10 protein-coding genes are annotated in these 14,449 nt (G+C 45.7%); 5 read left to right on the top strand and 5 right to left on the bottom strand.

What is annotated here, in order from left to right:
- Positions 1 to 72: 72 nt before the first annotated feature.
- Both lptG and lptF read right to left on the bottom strand, forming a co-directional pair.
- A complete protein-coding gene (gene lptG, locus KUL49_RS11655; RefSeq protein ID WP_014977294.1) occupies positions 73 to 1,134 on the bottom strand; it encodes an LPS export ABC transporter permease LptG in 1,062 nt (353 codons plus the stop codon).
- Positions 1,135 to 2,235: an LPS export ABC transporter permease LptF gene (gene lptF / locus KUL49_RS11660; protein ID WP_014950603.1), complete on the bottom strand. Its 1,101-nt coding sequence runs from the start codon at positions 2,233 to 2,235 to the stop codon at positions 1,135 to 1,137.
- Between the two features lie 263 nt (positions 2,236 to 2,498).
- Here lptF and pepA point away from each other — a divergent pair, with 263 nt between their 5' ends.
- Genes pepA through KUL49_RS11675 form a run of 3 tightly spaced genes read left to right on the top strand, consistent with a single transcriptional unit; the run spans position 2,499 to position 7,243 of the window.
- Positions 2,499 to 4,004 (top strand): leucyl aminopeptidase, encoded by a 1,506-nt coding sequence (pepA, locus tag KUL49_RS11665; RefSeq protein ID WP_014950602.1) that lies wholly within the window; start codon positions 2,499 to 2,501, stop codon positions 4,002 to 4,004.
- Between the two features lie 6 nt (positions 4,005 to 4,010).
- Positions 4,011 to 4,433: a DNA polymerase III subunit chi gene (locus KUL49_RS11670; protein WP_039226120.1), complete on the top strand. Its 423-nt coding sequence runs from the start codon at positions 4,011 to 4,013 to the stop codon at positions 4,431 to 4,433.
- A 35-nt stretch (positions 4,434 to 4,468) separates the two neighbouring features.
- A complete protein-coding gene (locus KUL49_RS11675; protein ID WP_131137382.1) occupies positions 4,469 to 7,243 on the top strand; it encodes a valine--tRNA ligase in 2,775 nt (924 codons plus the stop codon).
- 213 nt (positions 7,244 to 7,456) lie between these two features.
- On the opposite strand, the gene KUL49_RS11680 is transcribed toward KUL49_RS11675, so the two are convergent.
- Entirely contained in the window at positions 7,457 to 10,129 is a 2,673-nt protein-coding gene (locus KUL49_RS11680; RefSeq protein ID WP_131137383.1) for a response regulator, read from the bottom strand.
- Between the two features lie 55 nt (positions 10,130 to 10,184).
- Complete coding sequence (locus tag KUL49_RS11685; protein ID WP_131137384.1) at positions 10,185 to 11,468, bottom strand: PotD/PotF family extracellular solute-binding protein; 1,284 nt, start codon at positions 11,466 to 11,468, stop codon at positions 10,185 to 10,187.
- Positions 11,469 to 11,655: 187 nt separating this feature from the next.
- Here KUL49_RS11685 and KUL49_RS11690 point away from each other — a divergent pair, with 187 nt between their 5' ends.
- Both KUL49_RS11690 and KUL49_RS11695 read left to right on the top strand, forming a co-directional pair.
- Positions 11,656 to 12,504 (top strand): SPFH domain-containing protein, encoded by an 849-nt coding sequence (locus tag KUL49_RS11690; RefSeq protein ID WP_014950598.1) that lies wholly within the window; start codon positions 11,656 to 11,658, stop codon positions 12,502 to 12,504.
- Positions 12,505 to 12,575: 71 nt separating this feature from the next.
- Positions 12,576 to 12,785: a hypothetical protein gene (locus KUL49_RS11695; RefSeq protein WP_014950597.1), complete on the top strand. Its 210-nt coding sequence runs from the start codon at positions 12,576 to 12,578 to the stop codon at positions 12,783 to 12,785.
- 119 nt (positions 12,786 to 12,904) lie between these two features.
- On the opposite strand, the gene KUL49_RS11700 is transcribed toward KUL49_RS11695, so the two are convergent.
- The gene (locus KUL49_RS11700; protein ID WP_131137385.1) at positions 12,905 to 14,380 is read right to left on the bottom strand and encodes a sensor domain-containing diguanylate cyclase; all 1,476 of its coding nucleotides are present in this window, start codon (positions 14,378 to 14,380) and stop codon (positions 12,905 to 12,907) included.
- Positions 14,381 to 14,449 lie beyond the last annotated feature (69 nt).

Below are 14,449 nucleotides of genomic sequence, written 5' to 3' on the forward strand. Positions count from 1 at the left end.
AAAAAAAGAGGCTGTATGGCCTCTTTTTTTATTAGTTTTGACTATTGAATTAGATGAATGCTGATAGCTTGATCAACGCCTCAACATTACCCCTGCAATGGCCGCAAACAGTAAGCTAGGCAGTAAGGCGCCAAGGAATGGTGGCAGCTGATAGACTAAACTCACTGGCCCAAATACTTCGTTAAGAATAAAGAAACCGAAGCCTGTCAGTACGCCCATGATCACGCGAGCGCCCATTGTAACGCTACGCAGCGGGCCAAAGATGAACGACAATGCCATTAACAGCATTACGCCTACCGAAATAGGTTGGAATACCTTGCGCCACAAGGCGAGTTGATAACGAGAAGGGTCTTGATCGTTATTTTCTAGGTAGTTCACGTAATCCAGCAGCCCAGTAATAGATAAAGCCTCTGGCTTAACCGCAACAATGCCTAATTTGTCTGGTGTCAGTGTTGAATTCCAACGCATGCGGTTATTTTCATCTACCGTAACATTCGTTTCAGTAAACTTGGTTACTTCAACGTCGCTTAGCCACCAACCGTCGCCGTCGAAGGCCCCATTTTTAGCGTGAGTAATGCTCTCTAGCGACAAGTCAGGGTTAAAGCTAAATATGCTCACATCTTTGAGAGAGTCTTGGCTTAACACCTGACCTATGCTTACAAATCGGTCGCCATCTTTTGCCCACACCAGCTTATCGGAAGAAAATAAACTACCGCCTGAAATGGCTTCAGTTCTTATCTGTTTTGCCTTGGTTTCACTGTACGGGGTTACCCACTCGCCAACGGCCATCACTAATAAGATCATTACAAGGGTCGACTTCATGGCTGAGTTTATGATGTTCCAGCGGCTCATACCTGCGGCCTGCATCACTACCAATTCGCTATTGCTAGCCAGTACGCCCATACCAATAAGGCCGCCTAACAAGGTTGCCATAGGGAAGAACTGCTCTAAGTCGCGAGGCAAGCTTAGCAATACGTAGATAAAAGCGACCAGCATGTCATAGTCGCCTTCGCCAATTTTTCGCAGCTGTTCTACAAATTTAATAAGCGCGCTTAAGCCAATAAGTACACTAAGCGTAACGGTAATAGTGCCTAACAGCGTGCGGGCGATATATAAATCGAGGATCTTAAACATCTACTTTTTCCCCAATATCCAAGCGCGAAGCTCAGTGCCGGTTTTTCTGTCTCGCACAATTAACATGACACCAATGATCAGCATGATGGTGTGCACCCACCATAAGCCAAGCTGAGGTGGCATTTTGCCGTCTTCTAACACTCGTCTACTTGCCAGTAGCAGCAAGAAGTATCCCAAGTAAAGCAGGATGGCAGGGAACATTTTACCAAAGCGGCCCTGACGCGGGTCGACTGCGCTTAGCGGCACAGCAATCAGTACTAAAAATGGAATGGAAAGCGGTATGGCAATACGCCACTGAAGCTCGGCTCTGGCTTCAATACTGTCGTCTTCCCACAGTTCGTTAGTAGGCAGTACGCTTACTTTACGACGAGTTTCGTCAGCAGGTTTATCGGCAATCTGAATTTGGTATTCGTCAAATTCTACTTTGCGGAAAGCCTTTTCAGATTGCTTTCCTTCGTACTGTACCCCTTCTTTCAATACAAGGTTTCGCGTGCCGTCAGGGTTATTAGCCACTTCACCAGTTTGCGCATACACAACGCGCACGTCGCCTTCGCTATCGTCTGTTTGATTTTGCGATAAAAACACACGTTGTAGCTTATCGTTGTTGTCTACATCGTGCACAAAAATAACCGCTTTTTCGTTACCGGTTTGCTGGAACCTACCTGGCATTAGCGCCGAAATTCCCGCCTCATTTCTGGCTTTTTCTCGCAGCTGATATTCGTTCTCTGCAGCCAGTGGCGCGAAATAAAGGGTAATTGCGCCTGTGACTATCATGATAAGTACAGACAAGAAGAGCATTACCCGCGTTACATACCATTCACTGATACCACAGGCTCGCATTACGGTCATTTCACTGTCTACATACAGCCTGCCGTGTGCCAGCATAATGCCCAAATAGGCGCTGATAGGCAGCACTAATGAAGAGAGGATAGGGGCATATAAACCTAGGAAGCCAAGCACTAGCCCAGCGGGAATATCACCGTCCGAGGCGTCGCCCAAAACGCGCACAAATCGCAAGGTGACAAAAATTGCCATTAGGATAAAGAAAATCGCTAACTGAGATTTCAGCGTTTCCTTAAGTAAATAGCGGAATATCAGCATCTCAGCCCTTCCGGAAAATTAGGAATTTTAGTGAAAGAAAGCACAATTTTGTTTAAACTTACCGTTTTTACAAGTTTTGCCTGCAATCATAAACCGTTTGCATGGTGTTTTGACGCAAATTTAACCTATATTCAATAGGTCTTTAAGCGTGAATTGCAGCGAACTAAAAAGTTATGCTGCGTATTAAAACATAAAGCAGCGCGAAACGTTACGTGATTTTAGTCATCGTGCAAACCATAAACGACGAAAAGCGAGGTGATATCGTGGAGTTTAGTGTAAAAAGTGGCAGTCCTGAAAAGCAACGCAGCGCATGTATTGTTGTGGGTGTCTTCGAGCCGCGCCGCCTAACGGCAGTGGCTGAACAGCTAGACGAAATCAGTGAAGGTTATATCAGCAACTTGTTACGCCGCGGCGACCTTGAAGGTAAAGCCGGCCAAATGTTGTTGCTACACAACGTGCCAAATGTACTAAGCGAGCGCGTGCTTCTAGTCGGTTGTGGTAAAGAGCGCGAATTAGACGAGCGTCAGTACAAAAACATTATTGCCAAAACCATTCAAACATTGAATGAAACAGGCTCAATGGAAGCGGTATGTTTCCTTACCGAGCTTCACGTTAAAGGTCGCGATACCTACTGGAAAGTACGTCAGGCAGTAGAAGCAACTGAAGACACGCTTTACACCTTTATGCAGCTTAAAACCAAGAAAGGTGAGCCACGTCGCCCACTGCGTAAAATTGTATTTAACGTACCTACACGCCGTGAACTTACCGTTGGTGAACGTGCAGTTGAGCATGGTTTAGCGGTTGCTCGCGGTGCGAAAGTGACCAAAGATGTGGCTAACATGCCGCCAAACATCTGTAACCCAGCGTACCTGTGGCAGCAGGCGCAAGAGCTTGCCAGCCAATACGACAGCGTAACCGCAGAAGTCGTTGATGAAACCCAAATGGCTGAGCTTGGTATGCAAGCGTATTTGGCTGTAGGTCGTGGTTCAGACAACGAAAGCATGATGAGTATTATGCATCACCGCGGTGGTCCAGCTGATCAAGCGCCAATTGTGCTTGTAGGTAAAGGCCTTACTTTCGATTCAGGCGGTATTTCAATTAAGCCAGGCGAAGCCATGGATGAAATGAAGTACGACATGGGTGGTGCTGCAGGCGTACTGGGTACCATGCACACTATCGCGGCGCTGAATCTGCCCATTAACGTTATTGGTGTATTGGCAGGCTGTGAAAACATGCCAGATGGCAAAGCGTACCGTCCGGGTGACATTCTAACGACTATGTCGGGTCAAACCGTTGAAGTGCTAAACACTGATGCCGAAGGCCGTTTAGTATTATGCGACGCGCTAACCTATGTAGAGCGCTTCGACCCAGAGCTAGTAATTGACGTAGCCACGCTAACTGGCGCAGCGATTATCGCACTTGGTCACCATGCAACAGCTGTGATGAGTACGCACAATCCGCTTGCTCACGAACTACTTAATGCGTCAGAGCAAAGCTCAGATCGCGCATGGCGTTTACCGCTATGGGACGATTACCAAGAGCAGCTTGAAAGCCCGTTTGCCGACATGACGAACCTTGGTGGTCGCCCAGCAGGGTCAATTACGGCGGGTTGTTTCTTGTCGCGCTTCACTAAGAAATACAACTGGGCTCACCTTGATATTGCCGGTACGGCATGGCGCAGTGGTAAGAACAAAGGTGCAACAGGCCGTCCAGTGCCTATGCTGTCTCAGTTCTTAATGAACCGCGCTGATATCAAGTTAGAGGACTAATCATTCATGCCACAAGTGATATTTTATCAACTTACCAGCAGTGACAATGGCGTGGCAGGCCGCGCCAGCGAAGTTATTGCATCAGCGTTTGCCAATAAGCAAAAGATTAGCGTGCTGTGCGATACACAGGCGCAGGCTGAAGAAGTTGATGAATTGTTGTGGCAGCTGCCGGCTGACCGCTTTGTGCCTCATAACCTTTATGGTGAAGGGCCGCAATCAGGAACGCCGGTGGAAATTTGTTGGCGGCCAGAGCAGGTAGCCAGACGACAAATGGTGGTTAATGTGGGGTCCGGTATGGTGCCTACACCCAACCAGCATCGTCAAATCATCGATTTTGTACCCGTGGACGAGAACGCCAAACAGGCCGCGCGGGTAAGATACAAAAACTATCAGCAAGCTGGATGCAACATGCAGTTCAAATCTGCATAAGTCATTCGCGTTTAGCTTCAATTTGAGAGTGTGTAATGGATAAAACCTTCGAACCGCAGTCCATCGAGCAGCAATGCTACAAGTCATGGGAAGAGGCGGGTTTATTTAAAGCTTCAGGTAGCGGCGACCCTTATTGTATTTTGCTTCCGCCACCAAACGTTACCGGTAGCCTTCACATGGGCCATGGTTTCCAGCAAACCATTATGGACGCCTTAACCCGTTATCACCGCATGAAGGGCGACAATACGCTATGGCAAGTGGGTACTGACCACGCCGGTATTGCTACCCAAATGGTGGTAGAACGCCAACTTAACGCACAAGGCAAGACGCGCCACGATTTAGGTCGCGAAGACTTCATCAAAAAAGTGTGGGAATGGAAAGAGCACAGTGGCGGTACGATCACCGGTCAAATGCGCCGTTTAGGTACGTCACCTGACTGGTCTCGCGAAGTGTTCACCATGGACGAAGACTTATCAAAAGCTGTAACTGAAGTGTTCGTTAAGCTACACGAAGAAGGTCTTATTTACCGCGGTAAGCGTTTGGTTAACTGGGACCCAGTGCTTCACACTGCAGTATCTGACCTTGAAGTACTGAACGAAGAAGAAGACGGCCACATGTGGCATATGCGCTACCCACTTGCAGATGGTAGCGGTGAACTAGTAGTTGCGACAACGCGTCCTGAAACTATGCTAGGTGACACTGCCGTTGCGGTACACCCAGATGACGAGCGTTACCAAGGCTTTATCGGCAAAGAGATTAAGCTACCGATTACTGGCCGTTTAATTCCGGTTATCGCCGATGACTATGTCGATCAAGAATTCGGTACAGGCTGCGTGAAAATTACGCCTGCTCACGACTTCAACGACTACGATATGGGTAAGCGTCATAACTTGCCTATGATCAACATTCTTACCGACGATGCGAAAATTAACGACGAAGCGCCAGAAGCGTATCGTGGTTTAGATCGCTTCGACGCCCGTAAGCAAATTGTTGCTGATTTAGACGCACAAGGCGCATTGGTTAAGATTGAGCCGCACAAGCTTAAAGTTCCACGTGGCGACAGAACAGGTGCGGTAATTGAACCGTACCTAACTGACCAGTGGTATGTAGCCGTTGAGTCTCTTGCTAAACCTGCAATTGAAGCGGTTGAAAGCGGCGAAATTCGTTTTGTGCCAGAGAACTGGAACAAGACTTACTACCAGTGGATGCACAACATTCAAGACTGGTGTATTTCACGTCAGCTGTGGTGGGGACACCGCATTCCGGCGTGGTACGACGAAAACGGTAACGTTTTTGTTGGCCGCACCGAAGAAGAAGTGCGTGAAAAGCACGACCTTGGCAGTGACGTAACCCTTTCACAGGACGACGATGTACTAGATACCTGGTTCTCAAGTGCACTATGGCCGTTCGCCACCATGGGTTGGCCAGAAGATACGCCAGATCTAGAAACCTTCGTGCCGTCTTCAGTGCTAGTCACCGGCTTTGACATCATCTTCTTCTGGGTTGCCAGAATGATCATGATGACCAAGAAGTTCACGGGCAAGATTCCGTTTAAAGACATCTACATTACTGGTCTTATCCGCGATGAGAACGGCGATAAAATGTCAAAGTCGAAGGGCAACGTGCTTGACCCAATCGACTTGATTGACGGTATTGATATTGAATCGCTTGTGACCAAACGCACTGCGGGCATGATGCAGCCTCAGCTTGCTGAAAAGATTGCCAAGCGTACCCGTAAACAGTTCCCTGATGGAATTCAGGCCTACGGTACAGACGCATTGCGCTTTACCTTTGCCGCTATGGCGTCAACCAGCCGCGATATTAACTTTGATATGGCCCGTGTTGAAGGCTACCGCAACTTCTGTAACAAAATTTGGAATGCATCGCGTTTCGTATTGATGAACACAGAAGAGCACGATACAGGTCGTGACGGTGGCGAAATGGTGCTTAGCATGGCCGATCGCTGGATTTGGGCTAAGTTCCAACAAACGCTGGTTGAGTTTGAAAAAGCGCTTGAAGACTACCGTTTCGACATTGCTGCGCAAACCGTTTACGAGTTCACTTGGAACCAGTTCTGTGACTGGTATCTAGAACTTACTAAACCTGTGCTTAACAATGACGCCAGCACTGAAGCTGAAAAGCGTGGTACCCGTCATACGCTTATTAACGTGCTTGAAAGCTTGCTTCGCTTGTTGCACCCGCTTATGCCATTTATCACCGACACAATTTGGCAGCGCGTTGTGCCACTAAGTGCACTTAAAGTGGAAGAGGGCGCAAGCATTATGGTTCAGGCATTCCCTGAAGTTGATGCAGCGAAACAAGATGACAAAGTGCTTGCCGATATCGAGTGGGTGAAGAAGTTTATCGTGGGTATTCGTAATATCCGTGGTGAAATGGATATCTCACCAAACAAACCGCTTAATGCGCTACTTAAAAACGTAAGCGACGAAGACGCGCGTCGTCTTGATGCGGCTAAGGCATTCCTTGATAAGCTATCTAAGCTTGAAACCGTAACCATATTAAAAGACGGTGAAGAAGCGCCAGCCAGCGCCACAGCGCTTGTGGGCGAGATGGAAATTCTTATCCCAATGGCAGGGCTTATCGACAAAGACGCAGAGCTTGCCCGTATTACTAAAGCCATGGAGAAAATCGAGAAAGATGTATCTCGTACTCGCGGCAAATTGGGTAATGAGAAATTCGTAAGTAATGCGCCAGAAGCAGTAATTGAAAAGGAACGCGCTAAGTTGGAAGAGGGTGAAAAAGCCCTAGCCAAACTCAAAGAGCAGTTCGAGACCATTAAAGCGCTTTAAGTGCAGCCCCTAGAACGGGGTTTATCGATACAAATTAGAAGGGTTACCGAAAGGTAGCCCTTTTTTATTAGCGATTTAACAGGCCCTAAACATAGCGCGTTTGTTCGAAAGCCGTTCCTGCATTCTCACACTTCGCTATGAAGCTTGCCAGCGCCTACTGAGCGGGCAATTATTTATGCGAATTGGTATAAGAACTTATCTTTACGTTCGCGTTTAGAGCTGTTTGCCTAAGTACTGTTTTAACATGCCTATCAACGATTTTTGCTTTATTGGCTTGGTGAGGTAGTCGTTCATACCCGCGTCTATCGCGCTTTGTTTATCTTCCTTCATTGCATTGGCCGAAAGGCCGATAATAGGTACGCCAGTAAAGCCTTTTTCGCGGAGTTGTTTGGTTGCCTCATAACCGTCCATCACCGGCATTTGTACATCCATCAATATTAGGTCGTACTGCGGGGCATTTTCTACTTTTTGCACGGCTTGCTTGCCGTCTTCTGCAATATCGAAAGTAAGCCCAAGATTGGTAAGCATTTCTCCGGTGACGAGTTGATTTATATTATTGTCTTCTACTAAAAGCACGTGGCCTTCTAGCGATGTTGCTTCCGCTTCTTCACTAAAATGATGTCCGTCATAACTTGCATCTTTAGATATCACCTGATGAACAAAACGCTCAAATTGCGCAGGTGTGAATGGATGCATGATAAGTGGACCTTTCCATAGCGTGTCATATTTAGCTTGTAGCGCGCTGCCTGCACTTTCCATTACCAGGCCTACCGACTTCCCTTTTTCTAGCAAGGCGTTTAACCAAGCAATATTCTGTCTGAATTCACTGAACTCATGGATATCTACAATGATATGTTCAGGTAAAGCGGCGATATTTTTGGCATCTTCTATTGATAGCGTTGATTTAGTCGGCAGCTGTATCTGGTTGCAATAAGCCGCAGGCAGCAATGCTGCTTCAGTAATATAAAGGCTATCAACAGGTAGCTGAGGTGTTTGTTCAAGCACGCCTGGTTGGTTTTTAAATGCTTTCAGCGGTAGTTCAACTTCAAACGTACTGCCTTTTCCCATAGTAGAAGTGGCATCAAGGCGGCCGTTCATAAGTTCAGTAAGCTGGCTTACAATCGTAAGGCCTAGGCCGGTACCTCCGTATTTTCTATTGGTTGAACCGTCTGCTTGAGTGAAAGGCTTAAATATTCTATCTAACTGGGCTGCACTCATACCTATGCCGGAATCGGTGATTCGCATGGTAAGGTTTAACACGTTCCCTTTTTCGTTCAGGCTGCCATCAAACTCAATATCTATACGTCCTTGCTCGGTGAACTTCACAGCATTGTTGCCTATATTCATAATTATTTGGGCAATGCGCAGTGGGTCGCCAATTACTTGCGGAGGTATCTTTGGATTTACCGTAAAGTGCACCGATAAGTTCTTTTCTTTTGCGCGTAGTGCAATGACTGCAATGAGGTTGTCGAACAGTGAATGCAAAGAAAAGCTCACTTCCTCAATCTTCAATTTACCCGCTTCAATTTTTGAGAAGTCGAGAATATCGTTAATTACGCTCAGTAATATTTGCCCAGAATACGCTGCCTTGTCGAGATACCCTTTAACAGTAGTGGACAGCTCTTGCTGTTGCGCCAGTTCTATTAGCCCGATAATGCCATTCATCGGCGTGCGGATTTCATGACTCATATTGGCTAAAAACATACTCTTTGACGCGGTTGCTTGCTCCGCTTTTATTTTCGCCTCAGTAATCGCTTTATTTAAGCTTTCAAGCTGAGAGTTCATGGTTCTTGCTTCATCTAGCAGTTTTTCTGTCTCTCGGTTTTTATCACTAAAAACAAGCGCCGCTTTTGCTAGCTTGCCAATCTCATCTTTTCGGCTGCTGCCAGGAATATTGGAAATTTGTACGCCTTGGGCAAGTTTGTTGAAAACTTGAGTGATAGAGCGGATAGGGCCCAATATGCGAAACATGGCAAACAGCGCTGCTGAGAGGGCGAGTAGAATGGCAACAAGAGAAAATAACTCTCCGTTACGCTGTGTGCTTTCAGCCAGTGTGTAGGTGCGTTGAGTCGCAATTTCAGAGTCTGTGGTTACTTTTTTGGCCAGCTCACCGCTTAAATAGAGAAATTCATTGGCAGACCCCGCCATGACTACGTTAACCAAGAATAAATTACCTTGGGTTATCTGGGTTAGCTTAACGAAATCGGCTTTAATTTTTTCCGACAATCGCTCCACTCTTTCCTGAAGGGATGTATTTTTCGTTAGCGTTAATTTTCGTAGTGAATCTGCGGCTTCGTTGAATGCTCGAATAAAACCCATGTCGGGTTTCATCAGATATTTCAGCATCGCATTTTCTGCTCGAATAAGAAGCGTCTTTGCCTGTTCTTCAGAGGCAGAAGAGATATCTCCGTTTGCTTTAGCGTCACTCAGTATCTTTTCCAGTAACGTAATATCAGATAGGGTGCCTCTTGCTATAAGGTTATCCCTTTCAGAGCGCGCATCGACAACTTGAGTAAAATTCTCCTGATAGGCGTTAAGGTGCTCCTTCATTCTTGAAAGGATATGATTGTCTTCCTGTATTTCCTTGTCTTCGTCTACCAGGGCTAACTTGTCGAGTTTGGTGTTAATAGTCACCATGAGTCGACTGAAGCGAGTAATGGCTGATTTGCTCGCATTCTCTTTGAATATGAGCACGTTGCGCTGTAAGTCCACCACATCCCGTTCAAGTTCCTTAACAAGTGCAACATCAACTACTGCCTTTGACGCTGATGCCACGCCTTTGTTTAGGACTTCTTGGTTTTCTCTAGCAATAAACCCCTGTGCCAATATAAGCGCTATAAGAGCGAGTAGCACGGTGATAAGTTGAATTCGAATTGACGATAACATGTGAACTAAAAAAGCCTTATTCCATTAACGTTATGGGTTTTTACTTAACGCAACATTATGCAGTGATGAATTCGTACCACTTCTGCAAACTGTATTCGTAGGTTGGCATAACGGTATTCCATACGGCAACATTACTAAAACGCTCTTCATAACTCCCACCAGTGCGTTGGGCGCCCTGTCTAACACTAATATTTCCGTCGGGCCCTTTTAGCGGCTCTGATGCTACTTGCCCTTTGTACCAGTAATTCCATTCGGCGTCTGAAAGATATTGAGCTGAACGTTTAGGGTTAGAAATATAGTAGCCTTGTCTGGCAATAAATGCGCCAGGCCACCCCGACAGCCACCAATTCATATACTCATAAGCCACGTCCTTTATTCTACCTTGTGTGGCAGAGGACATGCACATTACACCGTGCCATCCGCGGTAGCCTTCTTTCGGTGCTGCAAACGTAACCGGAATATCTTGACCGTTCAGTGTAGAGACCGCAGGCGAGAACATGCTTTCGATTGCAACCCGTCCACTTTTCATGAACTCAACAGATTCAGGGACGGAGGTCCAGAATCCATTGAAATGGTTTAACTGATTCAACTCTATAAGTAAGCTAAACAAATCATCAAGCTCATACTCGGTCATGGCACCGATATCTTGGAATTGAATGAATCCTTTAGCTTGTGCGGCAAGTGCTAAATCGAAAAGTCCGATGGTGGGGTCGTTAACTATGCCCACTTTTCCTGAATAACGACTGTCTAAAAGCCAGCCCCAGCTTTCTTCTTGCCCTTGCAGTTCGTTGGGTAACTTTGATGTGTCATAGCCAAAAGAGTCAACATTGTGCACATAAGGTAAAAAACTAATTGTGTCAGTATGGTTGGCGCCTAGTGTGCCGTCGTCCTGAACATTAATAATTTTATGCGGTGCGTCGCCAGCGCCCATTCGCGCGTTCTCGGTAAGCTTTCCGGTTTTGCTTAAATCGTTTATTTCTTCCCAATACTGAAGGCGTTTCTTCTCTATGGGCTGAATAGCATGAGCGCGCCACAATACATTAATGCTATTAGACCACTGCTCATAAAGGTCGAATGACGTGGGGTTCATCGACGCTTTTTGAAGAACGGTTGCACTGCCACCTGGCTCAAACTCAATATTAATGCCTAAGTCTTCCATGGCGCGCTGACGAATGGCTTCCTGAAGCGTGACATGGGTGCCTAATACGCGCAGCGTCGGTTTTTCTTTTCCGATTGAAAAAGGGGGAATGCCCGCAGTAAGACCAAAGGCGAGACCGCCCTTTAATAAGGTACGGCGCTGGAAAGAAGAAGCGACGTTTTTATCTGAGTTTGAAGGCATTAACGTACGTCCATAGTAAACGATGACCCTCCATTATTCTGGCATCTATTTCATAGAGTTACCAAAAAATGTTACCCCATAGTTAAAAATAAAATGTTGCTTTGACATATTTGGTAACACATCAAAATTAGCGAGTAGTTAAATTCTGTATTATAAGGATATCAAAATGATATCAAAGGTGAGTGATATGAAAGAAAAGAAAGGGTTTTCGGTAAACGGTTATTTGATGATCTGTGTTTTGCTAGTCGCACAGGTTGCTACGTTTTTCTATGCAGTGTCGGGTAACCCCGAAGCTGGTGTAATTCTAAGCGTTTTAGTGGGGAGTTTGTGGTTGGGCTATTTCATGGTGCAACCCAACCAAGCTAAGGTCATGACGTTTTTCGGCAGCTATGTAGGTACTGTCTCTGATGTTGGATTACGCTGGACAATTCCTTTGTTCCGTAGAGCTAATATTTCTCTGCGCATAAGAAACTTTGAAAGTGCCAGAATTAAAGTTAACGACAATCAAGGAAACCCCATTGAAATCGCCTCTATTGTCGTGTGGAAAGTGAGCGATACTGCTGAAGCAATGTTTGACGTAGACGATTACGAAAGTTTTGTGCGAATTCAAAGTGAGTCCGCGATCCGCAATATGGCAAGTAGCTTTCCTTACGATCCGCGTGACGACGAGCAAGCGGAAGTCGCACTTCGTAGCCACCCAATAGAGATATCAGCGCGTTTACAAGAAGAGATCCAAGCTCGCCTTGCGAAAGCTGGGATCACAATTTTGGAGTCTCGTATCAGCCACCTTGCCTACGCGCAAGAAATCGCAAGTGCCATGCTTCAGCGTCAACAAGCATCAGCTATTGTGGCTGCCCGGAAGCAAATTGTAGATGGTGCTGTGGGAACCGTAGAAATGGCACTTCAGCGATTAAATGAAAAGGGTGTAGTAGAGCTTGATGAAGAGCGTAAGGCGACGATGATCAGTAATTTATTAGTTGTGCTGTGTGGTGATAAGTCGACGCAACCGGTTATTAATACAGGTACGATCTACTAGCTCGTTTTTTTAATTTAAGTTTGAAATTGTAGTGCCGCAGCGATGCACTGCGGCACATAAGGTTTGTGATTTTGGCAAAGAAAAAAGCGTATCCACTTAGGATAAATGAAAATGTACTTGCCGCCATGGAGCGATGGGCTGCCGATGACTTGCGCAGTGTAAATGCGCAAATAGAGTATGTATTAAGACAAGCGCTAGTGAAGCAGGGAAGAGTGAAGCTGGTAGAAAAAGTGGTAGTAGAGGTTGAAGGTATTGAGCCGCCTGACGGGGGAGAAAACTAAGCAACGTGGCTGGACAGCCAAATCGATGCTGAGCTGATAAGCTAACGATTTAGGTTATTAAAGGTGAGCCATAGTGAACAATATGCTCATGTAGCGTTACCACGAATCAATATTAGCTTTTACGTAACATGATGAGGTTTAGAATGAGACTCTGTGCCAGCTCTACCATCTTCACAGGGTTCTAACCCTTCGTTATCGATATCGTCATAACATTCGCACTCTATGGTATTGCGACCTTTATTTTTGGCTCTATAAAGGGCTTCATCTGCATCGCAAAGTAGTTGCTTTATGCTTACCTCTTTTAAGTCGCTTACATATACCGCTCCCAAACTAAGGGTAACTTGTCTTCCTTTCAACGGAGGATGGGTTTCATGGAGAATGCTGACTTTCTCGCGAAATCTGTCTAATAGTTGGCGAGGGGAGACTGGACTTGTTAGTACCATACAGAACGCAAACTCTTCGCCACCTATGCGCCCAATGGCATCTTCTTGACGAAAAAATTGCTGCATTGTCTGAGCAACGATGGTTAATACGTCATCGCCAAATCCGTGGCCATAACTATCATTAATAGCCTTAAAGTGATCTACATCGGCGATGCCAATCAACATTGCATGTCCATTGCGTTTTGCGAAGTTTAAAGACTTTGCAAATGCGTCTAGAAATGCCCGTCTATTTGGAATGTTCGTAAGCGCGTCATAATATGCCAGTTTCTCTAATTTATGATTGGCTGAACGAAGCTCGCTGGTTCGATGGTTAACCAAGCTTTCTAAGTTCTGCTTTATTTTCTTAAGTTCTGAATTGCGCTTATCTAGCTGTTCAGATTGGAACTTCATTTCGCTAACGTTACGCTGAACAGCTGCAAAATGGGTTACTTCACCAAATTCATTGGTAAGCGGGAATATGTTCATTTGAACCCAGAAAGGTGTGCCAGACTTCGTATAATTTAAAAGTGTTTCGGTACATGGGCGTTGATCAATAAGTGACTGCCGAATACGCAGCGTAGAGGCTTTGTCGGTTAGGGCACCTTGAAAAATGCGAGGTGTCTCACCCAATAACTCCTCAAGACTATATTCAGTATGTTTACACAATGCTTCATTTGCATAGATGATTTTAGGAGAAAGCGGGGCATCGATATTCTGAGCTTCCGTTACCAAAATCATATCTTGTGAATGTTGAACAATATCTTTGTAAGAGAAATCACTAATCTTTGCCGTGATATCAGTGAAATAAACCACTACAAAAGACGGTGAACTGCCATTGACCTTGTACTTTTCGGGATATGCGTTGACATTAAACCACGTTATTTTATCGGTATCTTTATTTATCGTTCCCAATATTCGGTTATTTATAGCGGTGCTAGTAGCAAGCACCTGGGCAATGGGAAGTTCGTGGTAAGGTACTTTTCTGTTTTGCTTGTCAATGAACTCCCAGGAGTCCACGTCTAAGCTTTTCTCTTTAAGTTTATCTATACTCAATCGAAGTAGCGTTAACGCAGCGGGATTGGCATACTCTACAACGCCAGTAGCATTGTGAATGACTACGCCAATTTGCGTATTTTCTAATAGATTGAACAAGTTAACATTGTCGATGCTCATTGCACTACACCAATTGAAAGCGTCAGTATGTACTGTTTTCCTTGGTACATTGGCGAATCAACGTTAATT

This window comes from Alteromonas sp. KUL17 (assembly GCF_006538305.1).
In the GTDB taxonomy this organism is placed as follows: domain Bacteria; phylum Pseudomonadota; class Gammaproteobacteria; order Enterobacterales; family Alteromonadaceae; genus Alteromonas; species Alteromonas macleodii.